The organism is Tenacibaculum singaporense (genome assembly GCF_003867015.1).
Lineage (GTDB): Bacteria > Bacteroidota > Bacteroidia > Flavobacteriales > Flavobacteriaceae > Polaribacter > Polaribacter singaporensis.
This window is the reverse complement of the sequence record NZ_CP032548.1, coordinates 1,013,541-1,036,932: the sequence shown is the minus strand read 5'-3', so window position 1 is coordinate 1,036,932 and position 23,392 is coordinate 1,013,541. Positions and strand designations below refer to the sequence as shown.

Genomic DNA, 23,392 nt, shown 5'->3' with positions numbered 1-23,392 from the left:
TGAGGCTTTTTTTGTAACAATTACTTAAAACACTCGTTATTAACTCATAAGCTTATTTTTATGTTAAAACGATTTTTCCTTCTTTGTTCAGGAGCAGATTTAGTATTGCTTGAAAAATGTGCTAACGGAGAACAAAATAAATATGCGGGTATTGGAGCCACTGTTTTCTTTACCGCACTAATGGCAACCATTGCTGCTGCTTATGCTTTATACACTGTTTTTGACAACATATACACTGCTATTTTCTTCGGAATTATTTGGGGACTCCTAATTTTTAATTTGGATAGATTCATCGTTTCTACCATTAAAAAAAGTGAGTCTAAACGAAAAGAACTCGTTCAAGTGCTTCCTAGATTGTTACTTGCCATGATAATTGCTGTAGTAATTTCTAAACCTTTAGAATTAAAAATTTTTGAAAAGGAAATTAACCAAGTGTTGTTGACTGAGAAAAATCAGATGACTTTGGATAACAAAACTCAAATTGCACAACAATTCACTCCTGAAATAACAAAAATCAATTCAGAGATTACTTCTTTAAAAGATGAAATCACTACGAAAGAAAACGAGGTAAATACCTTATATGAAACCTATATAGCTGAAGCCGAAGGAAGAAAAGGCACCAAACTCATTGGTAAAGGCCCTGTTTATAAAGAAAAGAGAGACAAGCATGATACTGCTTTACAAGAATTAACTCAATTAAAAGCTGAGAATACCGAAAAAATAAAACAGAAAGAAGCTGCTATTACTAATTTGATTGAAAGTCAAAAATTAAAAGAAACACAAACAGAACCTATTATTTCTAATTTCGATGGTTTAATGGCTCGGGTGAATGCACTAAACAAATTACCTTGGCTACCTTCTTTTTTTATTTTTCTATTATTTTTAGCAATAGAAACTGCTCCTATTTTTGCCAAACTTATCAGTTCAAAAAGTGAGTATGATTATAAATTAGAAAACCATGAATCTTTAGTTAAAACTTGGATTCAACAACAAGTACATCAACGAAAAGCTATTTTACAGACTGACATAGACCTCAACAACAAAGTATATTCTGATTTAAAAACAGAAGAAGAACTCTACAACTACAAACAAAAAATGGCTCGTAACCTTATGAAGCTACAAACCGATTCTTTTTATAAGAATCAACAAGATATTTTATAAACAAATGTAATTTTTACAATTATATTTATTTTTATATTTTCGTTCCCTACGAAAACAAAATAAATTAATTGCATGAAAATCAATACACTCGCTATTTTTTTAATAGCGTTTATGCTATGCAGCAATATCTTTTCTCAAGAAAAACAAAATCTTTCCTCTATTTCTATTCCAAAAGAGCTAAAAGAAAGTGCAAATGCTATAATTAGACTAAACAAAACAATAATAGATGTAGAAACTATAGACCACCTTGTTGTTAAGCAACAAAGAATAGTCACTGTTCTTAATAAGCTAGGCAAAAAACACATTAACGCTTACAAACACTATAACAATGATACCAAGATAACTAAGTTATCAGCTATTATTTATGATGCGTTAGGAAATAAGATTAAAAAATATTCTAAAAGTGATTTTCAAGATGTGAGTGCTATTGACGGTGGGACTTTATATTCTGACTCTAGAGTTAAGTTTTTAGAACACACACCAACTTCATATCCTTACACTGTTGTTTTTGAATCTGAATATAAAAACTCGTCAACAGGGTTTATTCCTAAGTGGTTTCCAATTGAAAATTACAATTTAGCGATTGAAAAAAGTATTTATATATTAAATAATCCTAAAAATATTCCATTTAGAAAAAGAGAGAAAAACTTCGACGTTTTTTCTATTAAAAACTCTTCTACTGGTAATAATTTAAACTATTCTTTAACAAATCAATTAGCTATTAGACCAGAATACTATACCTTAAATTTTGAAGAGCTTGTTCCTAATATGTCTATCTCACTTGATTCATTTAGTCTAAAAGGAATTAAGGGTAATGCTAAAAACTGGAAAGAGTTTGGAAAATGGATGTATAACGAACTTATTAATGGCAGAAATCAATTATCTCCTTCTACTATCTCAAAGGTTAAACAATTGGTTAAAGGCATTAATAATTCTGCTGATAAGGCTAAAGTCATTTACGAATATGTGCAAAACAAAACAAGATATATTAGCGTACAAGTAGACATCGGTGGTTGGGAGCCTATTGCTGCAAACAAAGTAGATGAGGTAGGCTATGGAGATTGTAAAGGATTAACCAATTACACTAAAGCCCTTTTAGATGCTGTTGGTGTGAAATCGCACTACTCAATTGTTTGGGCCGGTAATGCTAAGAAAAATGTTTTTAAAGATTTTTCTTCTATGCAAGGTAACCATGTTATTCTAAATATTCCAAATAATGGAAATGATATTTGGTTAGAATGTACTAGCCAAACTATCCCTTTTGGTTTTTTAGGAGATTTTACAGATGATAGAGATGTACTGGTAATAACACCAGAAGGAGGCGTCATTAAAAGAACTCCTGCTTATATTAACAAAGACAATTTACAACTTACCAAAGCTGATGTTACGTTACTGCCAAATGGAAACATCTCAGCTCATTTTGAGAGGAAATCATACGGAACACAATATTATGACAAGTATTCTATAGAAGAATTTACTAAAAAAGAGCTCAATAAATATTACAAATCTACGGTTTGGGATTACAATAATAATTTAGAAGTTGATAACATTAAGCATTCTAACAATAAAGAACAAATTGAATTTACTGAGGATCTTGATGTTAAAATAGAAAAATTTGCAACTGTTAGAGATAGTAGTTATTTATTTAAACTTAATATTTTTAATCGAGTTACTGGAATCCCAAAAAAATATAGAAATAGACAGCAGCCATTAGAAATTGAAAGGGGATTTACCGATAAAGATGAATTTATTTTTACTCTCCCAGAGGGGTACACATTTACAAGTTTACCAGAAAAAAGAAACATCACTAATAAGTTTGGAGCTTATCGTATTTCATTTGAAAAAATAAACAACACTACATTTAACTATAAAAGAGAGTTTTCTCTTATTAAAGGAATACATTCAAAAGAGGATTATAAAGCCTACAGGAAATTTAGAAAAACAGTTGTCAAATACGATAACTTAAGAATAGAATTAATAAAACTATAAAATTACTATGAAAAAAATACTGTCTGTTTTCGTGTTAATTATAACAATACACATAAATGCACAAGAAATTAACTTCGGAAAAGTTTCTAAAGAAGAGCTTCAAGAAAAATTTCACCCCTTAGACTCAACAGCAGATGCCGCTTACCTCTTAAAAGAGAGAAGAACATATTTTGAATATGATTCAAATAAAGGTTTTCAAGTTGTTACTGACTACCATGAACGTATTAAAATTTATACAAAAGAAGGATTTAATTATGCCTCAAAAAAAATAAAATTCTACAATCCCGACTCTGGAGAGCAAGAAAGAATTAGCTCATTAAAAGCATATACTTATAACTTAGAAAACAACAAAATTGAAAAAGTTAAACTCTCTAAAAAAGATGTTTTTGATGAAAAACTAAATAAATATAGAAGTCAAAAAAAAATAACGTTACCCAATGTTAAAGAAGGCAGTGTTATTGATTTAAAATATACCTTAACTTCACCTTATTGGAACATCAAAACTCTGAATTTCCAGTATGGAATTCCAGTTAAAAATTTAAATTACAAAGTAGAAATCCCTGAATACTTTACTTTTAACAAAAGATTAAAAGGCTATTACAATATCCCTTTAAAAGAATATAAAAAAAGGGCCTCTATAAATATTTCTTCAAAAACTAGAAGTGGTTACCGTACTGTAAAAACATCTTTTAACAACACAAAAATAGATTACTCTAATTTTGTCTCTGAGTTTTCTGCCACTAACATTCCTGAGATTAAGGAAAATGAACCATATTCTGGAAATATTGACAATTATAGGGGCGGAATTCAGTTTGAACTTTCTGGAACAAACTTTTTAAAAACAGGAGGAGGAATAAAAAATTATACCACAACATGGGAAGACGTATGTAAAACGATATACAAGTCATCTAGTTTTGGAAATGAATTGGAAAAGAGCAGTTATTTTGAGGATGATTTGAAAAGTATTTTAACACAAGCTAAAAATGATTCTGAAAAAATTGCTTTAATATTTCAATTTGTAAAATCTAAAATTAAATGGGATGGTTATTATGCTAAATATACAGATGTGGGCGTAAAAAAAGCCTTTAAGGAAGGAGTAGGTAATTCTGCTGAAATTAATTTAATACTAACATCTATGTTACGCAGTGCAGGACTAGATGTGAACCCTTTGTTAGTAAGTACTAAAAACAACGGAGTTCCTTTATTCCCTACTTTAGAGGGATTCAATTATCTTATTTCTAAAATAAATTTATCAGACGGTAAATACATTTTACTAGACGCTACTGAAAAATATTCCACAATAAATATTCTTCCATACCGAACTTTAAATTGGTATGGTAGAGAAGTTCTTAAAGACGGTTCGTCAACTAAAATTAATTTAATTCCTTTAAATCACACTGAAGAAAATAACATATTACATGTAAAAATTGATGAATCTGGAGAAGTCATTGGAATGTACAGAAAATTATTAACAGGTCATTCTGCCATGTTTTATCGTCAAAAAAACAATCTTAAGAAAGAAGAAGAAATTATTAACACCATAGAAAGTGACCATGGTATAGAAATCGACGAGTTCAAAGTTTTAAACAAAGAAGACTTGTCTAAACCTATTATACAAAATTTAAAATTTTCTGGTGAGGATTTTATTGAGGGAATAAACAATAAACTATATTTTTCTCCTTCATTCTTCCTAGCTACAAAAGAGAATCCTTTTAAATCTAAAGAGCGAAACTTTCCCATAGATTTTAGTATGCCATGGCAAGATCAATATTCTGTTTCCATTACAGTTCCCAATAGTTACTCTGTAGAGTCGTACCCAGAAGAATTAGCAATAGGGTTACCTAATAATTTAGGAATATTTAAATACAAAGTACTGGTACAAGGAAACAAAATTAAACTCTCTTCAGTAGTTCAGTTTAACTCAAATATAATAGCTCCCCAATATTATACTATCGTAAAAGACTTTTACAATCAATTAGTAAAAAAACAAACTGAAAAAATTGTATTAGTTAAAAAACAATAAAACCTCAAGACGTATTTATTGAAGTTGAAAAAGCGGGTAGTTAAAAATTACTCGCTTTTTATTTATAGCGCTATCGCTATTGAATTCTTTACTTCACTAATTGTAAAAACACTTCGGGTATTACCAACATATTTTAATGCTGTAAGCTTGTTCACTATAAAATCTCGGTAAGCATCCATGTCCTTTACATAGACCTTTAAAATATAATCGTAATCTCCACTTACATGGAAACATTCAGTTACCTCCTCTAATCTATTAACTTCTTTTTCAAAAATCGCTATATGATCTTTATTATGCTTCTCTAACTGAACATGGCAAAAAACTAAAAACGACTTTTCTATTTTATCTTTATCAACCACCGCCACGTATTCTGTGATAACCTTTTCTTTTTCTAATTTCTTTATTCGCTCGTAAACTGCCGTAACAGACAACCCCAATTGTAATGACAATTGTTTTGTTGTTTGTTTACTATCTGTTTGAAGCAACCCTAATAACTTCTTATCTATCTTATCTAACTTCATCTGAAAAAAAATCTGTTTTTATTACAACTTACCTGAACACAGGCTAATAAAAAACTAAGTACAAATACAAAGTTAGTATAATTTTCTACAAAAAACGCTTTGTATTGATTTTTAAACAACTAAAACAGAACTTAGTACTCTACTAATAATTAACTTTAATCGATATGAAATTTAAACCAGCAAACAACATACAAGATTTACAATATTTCGGAGAATTTGGTGGAGTTAACCCTTCAATTTCAGATTCTTCTACCTATACTTTTTTATCAGCAAAGACCATGTTTGATACTTTTGAAGGGAATACAGATGGCTGTTATTTATACTCTCGCCATTCATCTCCCTCAAACTTATACCTATCTGAAGCCTTAGCTGCTATGGAAGGTACTGAAACTGCTAATGTTTCAGCTACAGGTATGGGGGCAATTACTCCTACTATTTTACAAATATGTGGAGCTGGGGATCATATTGTTTCAAGTAGAACTATTTATGGAGGAACCTATGCTTTTCTAAAGAATTTCACACCTAAAATAGGAATTGAAACTTCATTTGTAGACATTACAAAATTAGATACGGTAGAAGCTGCTATCAACAAAAACACTAAAATGATTTACTGCGAAACCGTAAGTAATCCATTATTAGAAGTTGCAGATATTAAAGCTCTTTCTGCATTAGCTAAAAAGCATAATCTACAGTTGGTAGTTGACAATACATTTTCTCCTCTATCAATTTCTCCAGCTCAATTGGGTGCCGACGTTGTTATTCACAGTTTAACAAAATTCATCAATGGTTCTTCTGACACTATGGGAGGAGTTATTTGTGGAACTGCTGATTTTATCAATTCTCAAAAAAGTGTAATTGATGGGGCAAGTATGTTATTAGGAGCTTCTATGGACTCTTTGCGCGCTTCTTCAATCCTGAAAAATATGAGAACCTTACACATCCGTGTGAAACAGCATAGTAAAAATGCTAGTTATTTAGCTGAAAAATTTGAAGCTGACGGGTTAAAAACTGTATACCCAGGATTACCATCACATCCTTCTCATAAGGTGTTTAAATCAATGATGAATGAAGAATATGGTTTTGGAGGAATGCTAACTATTGATGCTGGATCTCTAGACAAAGCCAATGCTTTAATGGAATTAATGCAGGATAAAAATCTAGGGTACTTAGCTGTAAGTTTAGGTTTTTATAAAACTTTATTTTCAGCTCCAGGTACTTCAACGTCATCAGAAATTCCTTTAGAAGAACAAAAAGAAATGGGACTTACCGATGGATTAATTCGTTTTTCTATTGGATTAGATAATGACATAGAGCGCACCTATCAAATGATGAAAACTTGCATGAAAGAAGTAGGCGTTTTGTAAAACACTTGTAACATCTTTTCAATCCTGTCATTTTAAGCAAAGTGAAAGACATTAAACCATTTCTCATTGTTTAAAATGACATTTTTGTTTATCTACTATTTCTATTCCATTTTTTCTAAAAAATATTGTAAACTAATTCGATTTGTGTAATTCTTCACAAAGTCGTAACATTACAAGCCGAAAAAATTACCACTTATGCAAGACGACAAAAACCTATCTGAAATTGAAATAGAGAATCAAAAAATAATTCAAAATAAAGAATTAAGCATATGGGAAGCTTTGATTCCTGTTTTAGCTCTAATAGGTATGCTTGCATATAATGTATACGTATTTGGAGACGATGCTTTAAGTGGAAGTAATCAGTTTATTTTATTATTAGGTGGAGCCGTTGCTGCTATTGTAGGTTTTAAAAACAAGGTTTCCTACGAAAGAATGATTGAAGAGGTTGCTGAAAATATAAAATCTACCGCAGGCGCTATCTTAATTTTGTTAATGGTGGGTGCGCTTGCTGGAACATGGCTTGTAAGCGGCATTATTCCTTCAATGATTTATTACGGACTTCAGATTTTAAATCCAACTATCTTTTTAGTAGCTTGTTTAATAATCTGTGCTGTTATATCTGTTGCTACTGGAAGCTCATGGACAACTTCTGCAACCGTAGGTATAGCTTTAATTGGTATTGGTGAAGCTCTAGGTATTTCTTTAGGAATGACTGCTGGTGCAGTTTTATCTGGTGCTTATTTCGGAGATAAAATGTCGCCAATGTCAGACACTACAAACTTAGCTCCAGCAATGGCCGGAACAGATTTGTTTACACATATAAGATATATGGCTTACACTACTGTACCTACTTTTATAGTAACTATTATCTTTTTTATCATTTTAGGTTTTACCCAAACAACCACTGGTGACGCGAATACTCAACAAATGCTTAGCGACATTAACAAAGCTTTTAATATAACCCCATGGTTATTTCTTGTCCCAGTATTAGTTGTAGTTTTAATTATTAAAAAGACACCTCCTTTAATAGCTCTTTTAGCAGGAACTATATTAGGTGGCGCTTTCGCTTTAATATTCCAACCACATGTAGTAGCTCAAATTTCGGGAGTTGAAGAACTAAGCTTTGAATCTGCTTACAAAGGGATAATGCAGTCAATAACTGTTGAAACTTCTGTAGCTACGGATAATGAAGTATTAAAAGATTTATTCACCGCTGGTGGAATGAAAAAAATGCTTGGAACGGTTTGGTTAATTTTATTAGCAATGGTTTTTGGTGGAGTTATGGATGCTATCGGAGCCTTGGCTAAAATTAGCAGTTTCATGTTAGGCTTATTTGATTCAGTATTTGGATTATTTGCCAGTACTGTTGGTACATGTATAGGTTTAAATTTTACCGCTTCTGATCAATATTTAGCAATTGTTGTACCTGGAAAAATGTATGCACAAGCTTATAAAGATAAAGGGTTAGCCCCTGAAAACTTAAGTAGAACTTTAGAAGATTCTGGTACTGTTACTTCTGTTTTAATCCCTTGGAATACTTGTGGAGCTTATCATTCTGGCGTTTTAGGTGTTCCTGTTATAGATTATGCTTTTTATGCCATGTTTAATTGGCTAAGTCCTTTTACAACATTACTATTTGCTGCATTTAGAATTAAAATAAAACAACTAGCTTCTAAATAATAACATTTATAAACCTCACCTTTCGTGAGGTTCTTTTTTTATGATTGTAAAAGCTCAAATACAAGACGCTAACTTATTAACTGAAATTGCCATAAGTTCAAAAGCATATTGGGGATATTCCAAAGAACAAATGGAAAAGTGGAAAAACGACTTAACAGTCTACCCTAAAATGTTTGCCGACTGTAATATTTATAAATTTCAAGTTAATGATACTACAGCTGGTTTTTACGTTTTATATCGAGCTAATATCAGAACAAGTTTTTTAGATTTTTTATTTGTCTCCCCTAAATTTATAAACCAAGGAATTGGTTCTAAACTACTAGAACATGTAAAAAAATCTTGTATAGGCGGTTCTTGTGCTGTATTAAATGTTTTATCTGACCCAAACTCGGATACTTTTTATTTAAAACATGGTTTTGAAATAATTGGAAAACGAGAGAGTAGTATTAAAGGACGTTTTTTATCTGAAATGGAGCTATATTTTCCTGAAAACATGTAACAAAGTTGATACTATCAAAAGTACCCATGGAGTTCCATGCAAAAAGACATCAAACCAATCCATAAACTGCATAGCGTGCTCTCCTGAAAAGGCATTCCCTCCTGCTATCCATTGTAACTTCCCAACAATATGTGGGGGTCTAAAAGGTGCTAAACCTAAGGTTAAACTTGCTATTAAAAACAACTTCCAATTTTTTCGCAGCTTTTCTTTCATTTTATATAAACCAGTTCCACACTACTCCAAAACGAATTACGAAATCTCTATACGGGTAATTCGGAGCCGAAAAATAATTCTTTTTTAACACAAAAGAACTTATGTTGTCTGCTTTAAAATATATTCTAGTTCTACGAACCCTAGCATTGAAAAACAAATCAACAGTTGGATATCCTATTTCTGTGTCATTTTGCAAGGTGAATTCAGCTAACAACGGATTATACACATTCGCTTTATATTTTGAAAAATACTTAAATGTAGCTCCTATTTGTACCAACAAAGGTTTTCCTTTAAACCATTCATCTGTATAGTAAAGTGTGTTACGAGTAACAAATTCTGGAACCCTAAAAACACTATTTCCACTTGCTACTTTTTGATACATTAAAGTATTATCTAAAGCAAATTTTCCAAAGGTAAATTCTTTAGATGCCTTTGCCTTTAAATAGTTTACATCTCCTGAAAACTGTTTCGGTTGACCATTTTCATCAAAATACGTGTAATTACTAATATTAGTGATATCCAACGAGGCATTTCCCCATTTAGACTCAATAACCCCTCCCAATGTACGTGTTCCTATTTGAGAAAAATTATTTTCCCAATTAAAATTATCGTAACTACTTTGATGTAATAAAAAATTAAAATTAGGTGATTTGTTACTTATTCCTAACCTTCCTTTCACAGTAAGTACACTATCTTTTTTATAGAAAGCTTCCCCTGAAAGATGATTCCCTGACAATCGACCACTTCCTGGTGTAAGACTTCCTGAAGCATTTACATGAAAGTTTCCTATTCTTCCATTCCAATCAGCTTCAAACGAAATTGCATCTCCCTTCAGCTTATTCTTTGTAATTCCAACTGTATTATTCTGTAAGTTTTCATATCCATATGCATAATTTGATAATTCTGTTTTTACACGAAATTTTCCTAGTACATATTTTGAATTAAAATCTAAAAAAAACTGATTATTATATAGTAAATAAATAGTTTTGTTATTAATGTTACTCGAAATATTTGCATCACCAAACATATCTGATGCTGTACCTTGAGTAAATCGATAAAACTTAGAATCTCTAGTAAATGAATGTCCCAGTTTTAAATTAGAAAAGTCTTTTTGACTCACACTATCTTTTGAAGAAAGCAATTTAAAAGTATGCTCAAAATACAACCTTTTAGCATCTAAAGTACTCTCAGCATCATTCAAATTCACATCCATTCTACCTCTATTTCCACTAAAATTAGGATCGTCTGCTAAAAATGCTTCTAAAGATGTCTCTGTCAATCCTCCACTTTCTTGATTAAAAAAATCTTGATTTACAGCATGTCCTCTAATCGCATATTGTCCCTTAGGAGTCTCGTAACTAAAACTCACCCTAAAATTACCTGTGCTAGCTAAAGAACGTCTATAAGCCCCTAAAGAACGAAGTCCTTTATAGGCAATTGCTAGATTAAACCGTTTGGAAAAATTTGTTGTGAAAAGCGCATCCAATACCTGACCTTGCTCCAGCCCTGTACGATACATTATTTCTGTTGTAGGGGTAGGCACATGGTAATAATTCACTTCTTCAATTTCAAAATAATTGAACATTTTTGCTCTAAAACCTATATTAGGAAACTTAGAAATATTAGTAAAATCGTATCCTAAATTGTTAAAAGTTTGCCCTTGATTATGAAAAGCCAATAATTCAAAATTATCCTTTCTTAAGAAATTGAACTTGTACTCTTTTTGAATTGTTAATGTGGTATCTACAATGGTAGTATCATTTTTATGTGATATAATTTTATAATCTGTGTACTTAGTTTTTCCACTCAACTTTACATTTATTTCATTATCTGGTAGTGAATCCATATTTTGATTAAGCCCTCCTCTACCTCTACCAAATCCTCCTTCAATTGTTCTTATTTGGGCAAAAATTACCTGAACACTTATCAAACAAAAAAATACTAAGAAATTTTTCTTCATAACAACAAAAGTAAAATAATTTAACGACAAAAATCACGATTAATTTCTTTGAAATCTGTTAATTTGTAGCATGTTGCAATTAAATTATAGCGGTTGTAAATTAGAAGCAGGAACAGATGAGGCCGGTAGAGGCTGTTTATCAGGACCTGTAGTTGCAGCAGCCGTAATTTTGCCTGATGATTTTCAGCATGAATTGCTAAACGACTCCAAGCAACTTTCAGAAAAAAAACGACAAAAACTTCGACCTTATATTGAAGAACATGCACTTGCTTTTGGAGTTTCTTTTATACATCAAGAAGAGGTTGATGAGCTAAACGTTTTACAAGCATCTATTACTGGAATGCATCGTTCAATAGAACAATTAAATGTACAACCTGAGTTTATTATTGTTGACGGGAACAAATTCAAACCCTATCAAGAAACGCCACATCAAACCATTGTAAAAGGCGACGCTAAATTTATGAGTATCGCAGCTGCTTCTGTACTTGCCAAAACCTATCGTGATGAGTATATGGAGAAAATTCATCAAGAATTTCCGCAGTACAACTGGCAGAAAAACAAAGGATATCCTACAAAAGAACATCGCGAAGCTATTCGTCAATTTGGAGCAACTCCCTATCACCGAAAATCATTTAAATTGTTGCCAGAACAATTAAAATTGAAACTTTAATTTTTCTATTTTTGTCTTCCAATTTTTTAGAAGATGATTAAAAGAACTCGTACCGAAATTAACAAATGTATCATTCACAAAGTAGCTAACAAATACAATAGTGGCCAGAATGCCTTTTCTGAAAGTCTAGTGCGTTTTGATGAAGAAAGTTACGAATTGTTACTCCCTTTTTTACTAAAGCCTTTCGGTTCAGTTACTCAGAGTTATCGTTTTAGTCATCATGCTGATGTTCGTCTAAACGAAATAAATAAATATACTTCTGATATTTTTGAAGATGATAGCAACGAAGTTTTTATTGAACATTCTAAAAACATTGTTAATCATCTATACGAACAATCAAACTCTGCCAATATTAAAACGGGGGATGTAATTGTAGCTTATTTTGAAGGCATTGAATATAAAGATGTTTTAACTGAGGCTGTTGGTGTTTTTAAAATTGAAAGTAAGGTAGACTTCTTTCAAACCTATTTAGATGATGATAGTTTTGATGTAGTGGTTCAAAAAGGAATTTCAACAAAAAGATTAGATAAAGGTTGTTTAATTTTAAACTCTACTGATGCAGAAGGAACTGTAGTTTTATCGGTAGATAACAACCAATACGATGCGCAATACTGGATTAAAAACTTCTTAAGTGTTAAATATGCTGATGATCGTAACTTACATACTCAAAATTACTTAGAAATGTGCAAAGAGTTTTCTGAAGAGGTTATAAAACCTGAATTTGGAAAACAAGAACAAAGTAACTTCTTAGCCAACACTGTTGATTATTTTAAAGAACATGAAAGTGTAGATTATCATGGCTTCAAAGATGAAATTTTTGAAGAAGACAAGCATAAAGATCTTTTTGAAGATTATAAGCAGCACTTTGAAAAATTAAACGATGTACTAATTCGTAATAATTTTGAAGTATCTGATGTTGTTTTAAAGAAGGAAAAAAGTAAGTTTAAAACTGAAATTAAATTAGACACCAATATTCAAATTAAAATTGATGTTGATGCTCCTGATGCTTCTGCTGAATATTTAGAACAAGGATACGATGAAGACAAGAAAATGAAGTTCTATAAAGTATATTATAATACTGAGAAATAATTAGTAACAAAGTTTCAAAGTAAGATGAACTTTGAAACTTTGTTACTCTACTTCTTTAAACTGAAAACTACTCCTTTTCAGCCATTTTCTTTACATAATCGGTAATAATTACAATAGTTTGTGCCCCCACTTTACCTTCAATATATTTAGCATTTTCAGGATCTAACGAAATTCTACGTACAGCCGTTCCTTGTTTTGCAACCATACTAGAACCTTTTACTTTCAAATCTTTAATCAACACAACATTATCTCCTGCTTGTAAAATAGCTCCGTTTACATCTCTATGAATTATTTTTTCACTTTCATCTAAATGTTCACCTGTAGCTTCAGCGAAACGCAATTCCTCATCCTCTAAATACATCATATCCAATAAATCTTGAGACCACCCATCCTTTTTAACACGGTGTAACATTCTCCAAGCCATAACTTTCACTGCTCTAAACTCACTCCACATACTGTCATTTAAACAACGCCAGTGATTTGCGTCTGTAGCTTCTGAGTTTTCAATTTGTTCAATACAAGTACTACAAGCCAACAAACTCCCATCAACTCCTCCTGTTGAAATTGGTGGTACTTCATAAATTGACAAATCGCTTTTTGATCCGCATAACTCACATTGATTTCCGCTTCTATCTTGTAATTCTTGTAATAAACTCATTTTATTCTTTTTTTGCTTCGCAAAAGTACATTTTTAATTTATATTTAAGCTATGTTATTAGAAAGCGAACGACTAATTATTAAGGAAGCTCTAGTGAGCGATGCTCCTTTTTATTTTCAATTATTTAATGATCCTGATTGGATTCAATTTATAGGAGATAAAAATTTAAAATCTATTGAAGAAACCCGTATCTACCTAAAGGATACTTTGTTTAAAAACTCTAAATTAAATGGACTTGGTTTTTTCACGGTTATTTTAAAAGAAACCAACAAACCTATTGGAGCCTCTACAGCACTGCAAAGAGACAAGTTAGATTTTATTGATATTGGATACGCATTTCTGCCAGAAGGAAGAGGTAAAGGATATGCAACAGAGGCTACAAAACTAATTATTGAATACGTCCGTACTAAATTTAAACAAGAAAAAGTATTGGCTTTAACTATGCCCAAAAATGAAAAATCTCAAAAACTATTAAAAAACCTAGGTTTTGAGTTTATTAGGATGCAACAAGTTTTTGAAAACGGAGAAGATTGTGTATTTGAATACACCTTTTAAGGAATTTAAATTCTCCTTTATTACTTTAAACTTTTTTTACTTTTTAAGAAAGTAAAAAAAACATACTTTTGTCACCATATCTCCCCTTTTATTTTTTAAGAAACTAACTACTTAAGCCTATACAATTAGGTTTATAGTTATGATTTATTAAACTAAACCTAACTAAAATATGAAAATTCAACTAACACTAAAACCTTCTCAAAGAAGAAGAAGGGGATCAAAAACTAAAACTAATAAATTTCTATTTTTCCCTCTTATATTTAGGGGAGAATTTTATTGGTTGGAAAGAGTCACTATAAAAAAGAACTTTAATGGAAGAAGCTTTATGATTACTGATATTATAAGACATAAAAAACAACTAATAATAAAGTAACTAGTAGGTAAAATTAAAGTATTTTAAAGAGTCAGAAAGATTTTTATTTCTGGCTTTTTTACTTCTTTTATTCTAAATACAAATCAATTAACCCTTCTGGTGTTTTAACTTCAATAGTTTTAGCATCTCTATCTACTTTCTTAATAAAGTCATCAATCATAGGAATGAAAATCTCTTTTCCGTCTCTATCAATTTCAAATAAAGGTTGAGCTGAAGAGTCATTAATACTTACTATATTTCCTACCTCTCCAAAAGAAGTATCAACAACCTTAAAACCTATCACTTCATGATAATAAAATTTATCTCCAGAAAGTTTAGGAAGCATATCTAATGGCAGGTAAACTTCAGAACGTAAAATAGCTTCGGCATCTGCCTCCGTATCAACATCCTCAAACTTCACTCTAAACATAGTTCCTTTACTCAGGGAAGATTTTTCAATAAAAAAAGGAATCAGATTATTGCCTAAATCGACAAAAACTGATTCCAAATTTTCGTAAAGATCGGGTTCATCAGTATCTAACTTAATAACTACCTCACCCTTAAAACTATGTTTTTTAACGATTTTGCCAAGATAAAAGCAATCTTCTTTTTGCATCATCGTAGTACAGTTTTTATTCTTCGCTATCAGCACCTGATTCAGCAGCAGCATCCTCGCTATCTTCTACAGCAGGAGTTGCAGCAGCTATACGTGCTTCGTTTACAGCTTTTTCAGCTTCTAAAGCTTTTGCTTTAGCGTCAGCTTCAGCTTTTGCTAAACCTTCTGTTTTACCAGCAACTTTAGCCGCTTTTTCTTCTAACCAAGCAGTAAATTTAGCTTCTGCTTGCTCTTCAGTTAAAGCACCTTTCTTTACTCCACCAGCTAAGTGATTCTTTAATAAAGCTCCTTTATAAGATAAGATTGCTCTAGCAGTATCAGTTGGTTGAGCACCATTTTGTAACCACTTTACAGCTCCGTCAACATCTAAATCGATAGTTGCAGGATTAGTATTAGGATTGTAAGTTCCGATTTTTTCTAAGAAACGACCGTCTCTTTTAGCTCTTGAATCAGCAGCTACTACCCAATAAAATGGTTTTCCTTTTTTACCGTGTCTTTGTAATCTAATTTTTACAGGCATAATTTTAATTTTTAAGGTTCGCGACCTTGGTTATTAATAAATCTTATTATCTCGTAATAAGTGGGCGCAAAATTATAAAATATTTTTCAAATAACACCTAAAAAGATTTTTTATTAAAATAAAAAAGAGCCTGTTAAACAGGCTCTTAAGAAAAATAAATTGTGAGGTATATTATAATACTCTAACGCTAACTGCGTTTAATCCTTTTTTTCCTTCTTTAAGTTCAAACTCAACAGTATCACCTTCTCTAATCTCATCGATTAAACCTGATACGTGTACAAAATGTTCTGTGTTTGATCCTGACTCTGTAATAAATCCAAAACCTTTAGATTCATTGAAGAACTTTACTGTTCCTTCTTTCATTGTAAAAAATATTATATTAAAGTACAAATGTAATCTTATTAATTGATTATCAATCACTTTTTTTCATTTTTATTTTAAAATTAACCTACACTTAACATCTATTTACTGATTACAATCAGCTATTCAAGCCTTTACATTAAGCAAAAACACTCGTTAATAACTTCTCTTAATAACAATGTAAATTCTTCGTATTTTTACACTTTGTTTTTACCCAAAACACTTCAATAAGTAATTTTTGCCCATGTATTTAATTTTCGATACCGAAACTACTGGATTACCTAAAAGCTGGAATGCTCCAATAACCGATACCGACAACTGGCCTAGAGCCATACAAATTGCGTGGCAATTACATGATGAATTAGGAAATTTAATTGAACACAATGACTTCTTAATACAACCTGACGGGTTCAATATTCCGTACGATGCAGAACGTATTCACGGTATTTCTACTGATTTAGCTATTGAGCAAGGTATTCAGTTGAGTGAAGGGTTAAAACTATTTAACAACGCATTACAAAAAACGAAGTTTATTGTTGGTCAAAATGTTGGTTTTGATGTCAATATTATGGGGTGTGAGTTTCATCGTTTAGGTGTTGAAAACAATTTAACAGAATTACCTGTTTTGGATACTTGTACCGAGCATACGGCACAACTATGTCAAATTCCTGGTGGTCGTGGAGGAAAGTTTAAACTTCCAACTCTTACCGAATTACACAATCATTTATTCGGAACAGGTTTTGGAGAAGCACATAACGCTACTGCCGATGTAGAAGCAACTACAAGATGTTTCTTAGAATTAATTCGTTTACGTCAGTATACAGAAGAACAGCTAGATGTTGCTCCTGATTATTTTCAACGTTATACAGAAGCAAACCCGAATCCAATACAGGTAATCGGACTTAAGCACTTAAACCTTAAAAAGGAAAGTGAAAAAATTCGCAAAAGAAAGTCTTCTGAAACTGAAGAAGCTAATACAATTTCTACCGCAGAAGGGTTAGCAGAGCTTGAAGGTGTTAAGTTTGCTCACTTACACAACCATACACAGTATTCTGTTTTACAGTCTACCATTCAAATTGGTAATATTGTAAATGCTGCTGCTAAGGACAATATGTCTGCAGTTGCCATGACAGATACTGGTAACATGATGGCTGCTTTTCATTTTGTACAGGCTGTATTAGGACATAACAAAGCAGCTGAAGCAGCCAATAAAGAAGCTTTAGAAAAAGGAGAAGAACCTACACAAAGTGTTTTAAAGCCTATCGTAGGTTGTGAGTTTAATGTTTGTGAAGACCATACCAATAAAAGTCAAAAAGACAACGGATATCAAGTCGTTTTACTAGCTAAAAATAAAAAGGGATACCACAATTTAGCAAAAATGTCTTCCATTGCTTTCGTGGATGGTTTTTACTATGTTCCAAGAATCGACAAAAAAGTTATTGAGCAATACAAAGAAGATGTAATTGTATTAACAGGGAATTTATATGGTGAAGTTCCTAGTAAAATATTAAATGTAGGTGAAGCTCAAGCAGAAGAAGCTTTACTTTGGTGGAAAGAACAATTCGGAGAAGATTTATATATCGAATTGATGCGTCACGGACAAGAAGATGAAAGAGTTGTAAATGAGACCCTTCTTTCGTTCTCAAAAAAACATGATATTAAAATTGTTGCTACGAACAATACCTTTTACTTAGATAAAGAAGATGCTAATGCACATGATATTTTATTGTGTGTAAAAGATGGTGAAAAACAAGCTACTCCTAAAGGTCGAGGAAGAGGGTATCGTTATGGTTTACCTAACGACGAATACTACTTTAAATCTACTGAAGAGATGAAAAAACTCTTTGCTGATTTACCTGAGGCTATTATTAACATTCAAGAAATTGTAGATAAAATAGAACCTTTTGGTTTAGCACGTGATGTATTATTACCTGCTTTTGACATTCCTGAGGAATTTAGAGATAATAAAGACCTTGAAGATGGAGGAAAAAGAGGTGAAAATAATTTTTTACGTCATTTGACCTATGAAGGAGCCAAAAAACGTTATGGAGAAATCACCGATAAAATCCGAGAACGTTTAGATTTTGAGCTTGATGTAATTGCTAAAACAGGATACCCTGGATATTTCTTGATTGTAGAAGATTTTATTCGAGAAGCACGAAACATGGATGTATCAGTAGGTCCAGGACGTGGTTCTGCAGCTGGTTCGGTAGTTGCTTATTGTTTGTGGATTACTAATATAGATCCTATCCAGTACGACTTACTTTTTGAGCGTTTCTTAAACCCTGAACGTGTATCGATGCCCGATATTGATATCGACTTTGATGATGAAGGTCGTAGTCGCGTAATGGATTATGTAATTGATAAATATGGTGCTAACCAAGTAGCACAAATTATTACCTATGGTACCATGGCAGCTAAATCATCTGTCCGTGATACCGCTCGTGTACTTGATTTACCACTGTTTGAAGCCGATAGAATTGCCAAATTAATTCCAGGAATGAAATTGAAAAAAATCTTTTCTTTAGATGAGAAAGGATTAAAAGAAAAACTTCGTTCTGAAGAAATAGAAATGGTAAATGAGCTAAAAGCTATTGCCAATGGTAATGGTCTGGAAGCAGAAACCATTAACAAAGCTAGAATTTTAGAAGGTTCAGTTCGTAATACTGGAATTCACGCTTGTGGGGTAATTATTACTCCTGATGATATTACCAAATTCGTACCGGTATCTGTTGCCAAAGATTCCGACATGTATGTTACTCAGTTTGACAACTCGGTAGTAGAAAGTGCAGGATTATTAAAAATGGATTTTTTGGGGTTAAAAACATTAACCCTAATTAAAGATACAGTAAAAATTGTTAAAGCACGTCATGGTGTAGAGCTCGACCCTGAGAATTTCCCTATTGATGATGAAGAAACTTATGCACTTTTCCAACGTGGTGAAACCGTAGGGATATTCCAATACGAATCTCCCGGAATGCAAAAATACATGCGTGAGTTAAAACCTACGGTTTTTGCCGATTTAATTGCAATGAACGCCTTGTATCGTCCAGGTCCTTTAGAATATATTCCTTCTTTTATTAGAAGAAAACATGGGGATGAGGAAATTCAGTACGACCTTCCTGCCATGGAAGAATACTTAGCAGAAACCTACGGAATTACAGTATATCAGGAGCAAGTAATGCTACTCTCGCAAAAGTTAGCTGATTTTACCAAAGGTGAGGCTGATGTACTTCGTAAAGCAATGGGTAAAAAGCAAGCTGCGGTACTAGCGAAAATGAAACCTAAGTTTGTGAATCAAGCAAAGGCCAATGGTCATGATGAAAAAGCCCTAGAGAAAATTTGGAAGGACTGGGAAGCTTTCGCATCTTATGCCTTTAACAAATCGCACTCTACTTGTTATGCTTGGATTGCCTATCAAACAGCTTATTTAAAGGCCCACTACCCTGCTGAATACATGGCGGCAGTACTTTCCAACAACATGAACGATATTAAAACGGTTTCGTTTTTTATGGAAGAGTGTAAACGCATGGGTTTAGAGGTACTAGGTCCTGATGTAAATGAATCGTATGCTAAATTCTCTGTAAATAAAGATGGCGCTGTTCGTTTTGGTATGGCGGCAATTAAAGGTGTTGGTGGTTCAGCTGTAAAGGCAATTATTGATGAACGCAAAGAAAATGGACATTACACTTCTATTTTTGATGTAGCAAAACGTGTTGATTTACGTGTTGCTAACAAAAAAGCTTTTGAAGGTTTAGTATTAGCTGGTGGTTTTGATTCCTTCACAGATACTCACAGAGCGCAGTATTATGTGAAAGATGAAAAAGGACAAACTTTTTTAGAAAAGGCTATTCGCTTTGGAAATAAGTTTCAAGAAAATCAGAATTCATCTCAGGTATCTTTATTTGGAGAAGCTTCGGATGTTGATTTACCTGAACCTTTAATTCCTGAGTGTGAAACTTGGGGAACTATGGAATTGTTAGCTCGTGAAAAAGAAGTCGTAGGAATGTATATTTCTGCACACCCACTTGATGATTTTAAAAACGAACTAAAGTTCTGCAACGCTTCTCTAGCACATTTTAAAAACATCGCTCAACATGAAGGTTTAGGGCTTTCTTTTGCTGGAATTGTTACCGATGTACAGCATCGTGTATCAAAAGCAGGTAAAGGATGGGCTGCTTTTACAATGGAAGATTATAACGATAGTTTTGAATTCCGAATTTTTGGTGAAGATTACTTAAAGTTTAAACACTTTTTGGTTCCAAATTCATTCCTATTTATCAAAACTACGATTAAACCTGGTTGGACTAATAAAGAAGGTGTGAAAGGTGAACCTAGAGTTGGATTTAATGAGTTTTTACTATTACACGATATTATGGATAAAATGTGTAAAAAACTCACCATAAAAATTCCTCTACAAGAAGTAAAAGATAACACCATAAAAGAACTACAACACTTGTTTGCTACTAACAAAGGCTCACAAAGTTTGTATTTTACCATTTGGGATGCCGAAGAAAAAATAGAGTTAAACTTACCTAGTAGAACAACTAAAATTAAAGTGTCTAGTGAGTTTTTAAAAGCATTAGACGAACAGTTTATAAATTATAAGTTGAATTAATAACCAAAATGCTACCTAGTTATCAAAACAGCATCGATTTATTAACCAATGTAGCTAGCCAAAAGTTATATAAACAACTTATAGTTCAACTTAACAAAGATTTTAGTTTAACTGGAATTGATTTAGATTTTTCTGCAAATAACACCCCTTCAGAGTTAAAAGAGAAACTTCAAAAATCAGTAAAGGAATTAATTTTACATGATTTTAATTCTTATACTAATCTTTTATATCGTATAGATGTTTCTGAAAAAGACTCACAAATTACTGAATCTAACGATATTGATAGGTATACCGAAAATGTTACGTTCTTAATTCTAAAAAGAACCTGGAAAAAGGTTTGGTTTAAAAATCAGTTTTCCAAATAAAGCTTTAGGCTGTAATTTCTTCTACAATAGCATCCAAATTATGATTTTCTTCAAAATCGCCCAACCATGTTGCTGTTTCTTCGTGATTTATAAAACTATTGAGTGCTTCTCTAACTGCTATTTTGTTTTGTTGTGGTAAATTTTCAATTACTTCTGTTAAGTTACTTAATAAGTGTTTAGGAGAAATATTTTCTTCATATAACTTAAATGCAATTTTTCCTGTTATATCTAAAAACTTTATATAGTTTGCTTTTGTAGTTATAGGTGTATTGATTCCTAATCTTTCAAAAACTTCTTTTACTACTCCTGAAGTTTGTCTTCCCCAAATACCGTCTACCAAAATTTCTTCTTTATATATATGCTTTAAAACTAATTGCAAATACAGTGTTTCTGATTTTGATGTTTCATTATAATCAACAGGTACACTCGTATCAACATGCCAATGATCTTTATGGTTTGGATAATAATAGTTTAATACAATACCGAAGTACTTTCTTAAAAAGGACTCTATTCCAAGATATAACTCTTTTTGATGAATAAAATTAGTTGTAACTAAGGTTTCATCACTCCAAAAAACAGCATCTAAATCAAATGCTTTTCCATGTCCGTGTTGCCCTGGCTTATCAACAAAAATTCCTGCAGTTGTAATTACTTCAGGTATCCCTAAAGGACAATGCTCAAAAACTTCTTGAAGTGCATTTTCTAAAATACTTAAAAAACTTTCATCAATTGAAAAATTACGTTGCTCTCCTCTTGTTCCATAAGGGTGATTCGTTAATCTGGCATAATGTAGAGGAATACCATTTATATTATTGATTGTTTTCATTATTTCTCTTTTTAAAGTTTGATATTAATTGTTTTTCCTTCTTTTGTGTATTCTCTCTTAATACCTTCTATTAAATATTGTTTTTGTATCCTTTCTTTCTTATTAGCAATAGTTTGTAAACATGCATATTGAATAATGTTCACTATATTAGAACCTGTTAAACTAAATTTCTTAGCTAACTCTTCTACGCTTACAGTATCTTCTAATTCAACGTTATCTGGTAAGTTATTTTCCCATAACATTAATCTTTCTGTATAACCAGGAGCTTCAAACTCTATAATATTATTAAAACGTCTGGTAAAAGCTGTATCAATATTGTTTTTAAAATTTGAAGCCAAAATAATTAGTCCTGGATGCGACTCTATTCGCTGTAATAAATAAGAGACTTCTTGGTTAGCATATTTATCATGAGCATCTCTTACATTTGTTCTTTTACCAAAAATTGAATCGGCTTCATCAAAAAATAAAATCCAATCTTGGTTAATGGATTTATCAAATAATTTGGACAAGTTTTTTTCTGTTTCTCCTATGAATTTTGAAACAACCATTGACAAGTCTACTCTGTAAACATCTTTACCTGTGTATTTTCCAAGTAAACTAGCTGTTAGTGTTTTTCCTGTTCCTGGAATTCCACAAAACAAAACTCTATATCCGGGTTTTATTTTTGTTTTCATTCCCCAATCATTTAACAGTATCTCTTTATATGCTAACCAGTTTTCTATTTCTTTAACATCGTTCAATGTTTTTTCTTGTAATACTAAATCTTCCCACTCTAAATCTGTAGTAATTAAACTTGCAGGAAAATTTTGACTCATTTGTGGTTTTAATTCTTTCCCTGTTAAAAACAAGTGTACATATTCCTCTGCCAAAATTAGTTTACCACTCATTAAAGGCTCATCTTCAAGTTGCTTTTCAATTCTCAACACCTTATCTCTAAACAATTTACTTTCACTTAAAATAAATTGTAAACCTCTTTCTCTTGAAGCAAAATCATTACCTCCTAAAATATATAGGGCAGTTTCACCTGTAGGTATAATTCCTCTATGATTTTTCCCTTTTACTCCTCCAAACTCTGGAAACTCACCTCCTTGTGGCAAAAACTCACTTATGATATTGTTTAAAAAATTTGGAAACATGTGAGGTACAAAAGCCAGTAGTAATAGAATAACATCTTCAGTTACTAAATTTTTATCATTCATAAAAGCAATCACAGGAGAAGGTACTCCATTGTAGTTTAATTCAAAATTTGGTTGCTTATACCCATTAAATTCACTATCAATTCTATTGGTAATAAAATCTTGTAGTACTTTAAATACTCCTATTTTATTTATTTGATCTACCTGTATGTACATA

Annotated in this window: 20 protein-coding genes; 11 read left to right on the top strand and 9 right to left on the bottom strand. The window is 31.8% G+C overall.

From position 1 onward, the window contains the following. Positions 1 to 60: 60 nt before the first annotated feature. The 3 genes from D6T69_RS04725 (at position 61) to D6T69_RS04715 (ending at position 5,173) form a co-directional block, all read left to right on the top strand. On the top strand, positions 61 to 1,161 hold the full coding sequence (locus D6T69_RS04725) for a DUF4407 domain-containing protein (protein ID WP_125066682.1): 1,101 nt from the start codon (positions 61 to 63) through the stop codon (positions 1,159 to 1,161). Between the two features lie 72 nt (positions 1,162 to 1,233). Beyond that, positions 1,234 to 3,150 carry a DUF3857 domain-containing protein gene (locus D6T69_RS04720; RefSeq protein WP_240628362.1) on the top strand — a complete coding sequence of 639 codons (1,917 nt, stop codon included), beginning with the start codon at positions 1,234 to 1,236 and terminating at the stop codon, positions 3,148 to 3,150. A gap of 7 nt (positions 3,151 to 3,157) precedes the next feature. Then, positions 3,158 to 5,173 carry a DUF3857 and transglutaminase domain-containing protein gene (locus D6T69_RS04715; protein ID WP_125066681.1) on the top strand — a complete coding sequence of 672 codons (2,016 nt, stop codon included), beginning with the start codon at positions 3,158 to 3,160 and terminating at the stop codon, positions 5,171 to 5,173. Between the two features lie 62 nt (positions 5,174 to 5,235). Here the strand turns inward: D6T69_RS04715 and D6T69_RS04710 are convergent, their stop codons facing one another. Beyond that, positions 5,236 to 5,694: an Lrp/AsnC family transcriptional regulator gene (locus D6T69_RS04710; RefSeq protein WP_125066680.1), complete on the bottom strand. Its 459-nt coding sequence runs from the start codon at positions 5,692 to 5,694 to the stop codon at positions 5,236 to 5,238. A gap of 164 nt (positions 5,695 to 5,858) precedes the next feature. Here D6T69_RS04710 and D6T69_RS04705 point away from each other — a divergent pair, with 164 nt between their 5' ends. From D6T69_RS04705 to D6T69_RS04695, 3 genes are all read left to right on the top strand, one after another. Continuing rightward, positions 5,859 to 7,058: an aminotransferase class I/II-fold pyridoxal phosphate-dependent enzyme gene (locus tag D6T69_RS04705; protein ID WP_125066679.1), complete on the top strand. Its 1,200-nt coding sequence runs from the start codon at positions 5,859 to 5,861 to the stop codon at positions 7,056 to 7,058. 195 nt (positions 7,059 to 7,253) lie between these two features. Beyond that, positions 7,254 to 8,738 carry a Na+/H+ antiporter NhaC gene (gene nhaC / locus D6T69_RS04700; protein WP_125066678.1) on the top strand — a complete coding sequence of 495 codons (1,485 nt, stop codon included), beginning with the start codon at positions 7,254 to 7,256 and terminating at the stop codon, positions 8,736 to 8,738. Positions 8,739 to 8,778: 40 nt separating this feature from the next. Next, the gene (locus D6T69_RS04695; RefSeq protein WP_125066677.1) at positions 8,779 to 9,237 is read left to right on the top strand and encodes a GNAT family N-acetyltransferase; all 459 of its coding nucleotides are present in this window, start codon (positions 8,779 to 8,781) and stop codon (positions 9,235 to 9,237) included. Here D6T69_RS04695 and D6T69_RS04690 read toward each other — a convergent pair. Then, positions 9,214 to 9,450: a hypothetical protein gene (locus tag D6T69_RS04690; protein ID WP_125066676.1), complete on the bottom strand. Its 237-nt coding sequence runs from the start codon at positions 9,448 to 9,450 to the stop codon at positions 9,214 to 9,216. The genes D6T69_RS04695 and D6T69_RS04690 overlap by 24 nt on opposite strands. A gap of 1 nt (position 9,451) precedes the next feature. Continuing rightward, positions 9,452 to 11,410 carry a putative porin gene (locus D6T69_RS04685; protein WP_125066675.1) on the bottom strand — a complete coding sequence of 653 codons (1,959 nt, stop codon included), beginning with the start codon at positions 11,408 to 11,410 and terminating at the stop codon, positions 9,452 to 9,454. 70 nt (positions 11,411 to 11,480) lie between these two features. Between D6T69_RS04685 and D6T69_RS04680 the strand changes: the two genes are divergently transcribed. Together D6T69_RS04680 and D6T69_RS04675 are read left to right on the top strand one after the other, a co-directional pair. Then, positions 11,481 to 12,080 (top strand): ribonuclease HII, encoded by a 600-nt coding sequence (locus tag D6T69_RS04680; protein ID WP_125066674.1) that lies wholly within the window; start codon positions 11,481 to 11,483, stop codon positions 12,078 to 12,080. A 33-nt stretch (positions 12,081 to 12,113) separates the two neighbouring features. After that, complete coding sequence (locus D6T69_RS04675) at positions 12,114 to 13,169, top strand: nucleoid-associated protein (protein ID WP_125066673.1); 1,056 nt, start codon at positions 12,114 to 12,116, stop codon at positions 13,167 to 13,169. Between the two features lie 67 nt (positions 13,170 to 13,236). On the opposite strand, the gene D6T69_RS04670 is transcribed toward D6T69_RS04675, so the two are convergent. Continuing rightward, the gene (locus tag D6T69_RS04670; RefSeq protein ID WP_125066672.1) at positions 13,237 to 13,827 is read right to left on the bottom strand and encodes a PhnA domain-containing protein; all 591 of its coding nucleotides are present in this window, start codon (positions 13,825 to 13,827) and stop codon (positions 13,237 to 13,239) included. A gap of 51 nt (positions 13,828 to 13,878) precedes the next feature. On the opposite strand from D6T69_RS04670, the gene D6T69_RS04665 reads away from it, so the two are divergent. Continuing rightward, positions 13,879 to 14,382 (top strand): GNAT family N-acetyltransferase, encoded by a 504-nt coding sequence (locus tag D6T69_RS04665; RefSeq protein WP_125066671.1) that lies wholly within the window; start codon positions 13,879 to 13,881, stop codon positions 14,380 to 14,382. Positions 14,383 to 14,822: 440 nt separating this feature from the next. Here D6T69_RS04665 and rimM read toward each other — a convergent pair whose 3' ends face one another. The 3 genes from rimM to D6T69_RS04650 form a co-directional block, all read right to left on the bottom strand. After that, positions 14,823 to 15,350: a ribosome maturation factor RimM gene (gene rimM / locus D6T69_RS04660; protein WP_125069178.1), complete on the bottom strand. Its 528-nt coding sequence runs from the start codon at positions 15,348 to 15,350 to the stop codon at positions 14,823 to 14,825. A gap of 16 nt (positions 15,351 to 15,366) precedes the next feature. After that, a complete protein-coding gene (locus D6T69_RS04655) occupies positions 15,367 to 15,870 on the bottom strand; it encodes a 30S ribosomal protein S16 (protein ID WP_047790292.1) in 504 nt (167 codons plus the stop codon). 171 nt (positions 15,871 to 16,041) lie between these two features. Continuing rightward, the gene (locus D6T69_RS04650) at positions 16,042 to 16,233 is read right to left on the bottom strand and encodes a cold-shock protein (RefSeq protein WP_028891302.1); all 192 of its coding nucleotides are present in this window, start codon (positions 16,231 to 16,233) and stop codon (positions 16,042 to 16,044) included. A gap of 241 nt (positions 16,234 to 16,474) precedes the next feature. On the opposite strand from D6T69_RS04650, the gene dnaE reads away from it, so the two are divergent. Then, positions 16,475 to 20,848: a DNA polymerase III subunit alpha gene (gene dnaE, locus D6T69_RS04645; RefSeq protein WP_125066670.1), complete on the top strand. Its 4,374-nt coding sequence runs from the start codon at positions 16,475 to 16,477 to the stop codon at positions 20,846 to 20,848. Positions 20,849 to 20,856: 8 nt separating this feature from the next. Beyond that, positions 20,857 to 21,213, top strand: coding sequence for a hypothetical protein (locus tag D6T69_RS04640; protein WP_125066669.1), 357 nt, complete (start codon positions 20,857 to 20,859; stop codon positions 21,211 to 21,213). A gap of 4 nt (positions 21,214 to 21,217) precedes the next feature. On the opposite strand, the gene D6T69_RS04635 is transcribed toward D6T69_RS04640, so the two are convergent. Both D6T69_RS04635 and D6T69_RS04630 read right to left on the bottom strand, forming a co-directional pair. Continuing rightward, positions 21,218 to 22,039, bottom strand: coding sequence for a hypothetical protein (locus D6T69_RS04635; protein WP_125066668.1), 822 nt, complete (start codon positions 22,037 to 22,039; stop codon positions 21,218 to 21,220). An 11-nt stretch (positions 22,040 to 22,050) separates the two neighbouring features. Further along, entirely contained in the window at positions 22,051 to 23,391 is a 1,341-nt protein-coding gene (locus tag D6T69_RS04630; protein WP_125066667.1) for an ATP-binding protein, read from the bottom strand. Between the last annotated feature and the right edge of the window lies 1 nt (position 23,392).

Coding starts and splice junctions, on each gene's coding strand:
- D6T69_RS04725 (WP_125066682.1), top strand. CDS start 61: ATGTTAAAACGATTTTTCCTTCTTTGTTCAGGAGCAGATTTAGTATTG.
- D6T69_RS04720 (WP_240628362.1), top strand. CDS start 1,234: ATGAAAATCAATACACTCGCTATTTTTTTAATAGCGTTTATGCTATGC.
- D6T69_RS04715 (WP_125066681.1), top strand. CDS start 3,158: ATGAAAAAAATACTGTCTGTTTTCGTGTTAATTATAACAATACACATA.
- D6T69_RS04710 (WP_125066680.1), bottom strand. CDS start 5,694: ATGAAGTTAGATAAGATAGATAAGAAGTTATTAGGGTTGCTTCAAACA.
- D6T69_RS04705 (WP_125066679.1), top strand. CDS start 5,859: ATGAAATTTAAACCAGCAAACAACATACAAGATTTACAATATTTCGGA.
- nhaC (WP_125066678.1), top strand. CDS start 7,254: ATGCAAGACGACAAAAACCTATCTGAAATTGAAATAGAGAATCAAAAA.
- D6T69_RS04695 (WP_125066677.1), top strand. CDS start 8,779: ATGATTGTAAAAGCTCAAATACAAGACGCTAACTTATTAACTGAAATT.
- D6T69_RS04690 (WP_125066676.1), bottom strand. CDS start 9,450: ATGAAAGAAAAGCTGCGAAAAAATTGGAAGTTGTTTTTAATAGCAAGT.
- D6T69_RS04685 (WP_125066675.1), bottom strand. CDS start 11,410: ATGAAGAAAAATTTCTTAGTATTTTTTTGTTTGATAAGTGTTCAGGTA.
- D6T69_RS04680 (WP_125066674.1), top strand. CDS start 11,481: ATGTTGCAATTAAATTATAGCGGTTGTAAATTAGAAGCAGGAACAGAT.
- D6T69_RS04675 (WP_125066673.1), top strand. CDS start 12,114: ATGATTAAAAGAACTCGTACCGAAATTAACAAATGTATCATTCACAAA.
- D6T69_RS04670 (WP_125066672.1), bottom strand. CDS start 13,827: ATGAGTTTATTACAAGAATTACAAGATAGAAGCGGAAATCAATGTGAG.
- D6T69_RS04665 (WP_125066671.1), top strand. CDS start 13,879: ATGTTATTAGAAAGCGAACGACTAATTATTAAGGAAGCTCTAGTGAGC.
- rimM (WP_125069178.1), bottom strand. CDS start 15,350: ATGCAAAAAGAAGATTGCTTTTATCTTGGCAAAATCGTTAAAAAACAT.
- D6T69_RS04655 (WP_047790292.1), bottom strand. CDS start 15,870: ATGCCTGTAAAAATTAGATTACAAAGACACGGTAAAAAAGGAAAACCA.
- D6T69_RS04650 (WP_028891302.1), bottom strand. CDS start 16,233: ATGAAAGAAGGAACAGTAAAGTTCTTCAATGAATCTAAAGGTTTTGGA.
- dnaE (WP_125066670.1), top strand. CDS start 16,475: ATGTATTTAATTTTCGATACCGAAACTACTGGATTACCTAAAAGCTGG.
- D6T69_RS04640 (WP_125066669.1), top strand. CDS start 20,857: ATGCTACCTAGTTATCAAAACAGCATCGATTTATTAACCAATGTAGCT.
- D6T69_RS04635 (WP_125066668.1), bottom strand. CDS start 22,039: ATGAAAACAATCAATAATATAAATGGTATTCCTCTACATTATGCCAGA.
- D6T69_RS04630 (WP_125066667.1), bottom strand. CDS start 23,391: ATGTACATACAGGTAGATCAAATAAATAAAATAGGAGTATTTAAAGTA.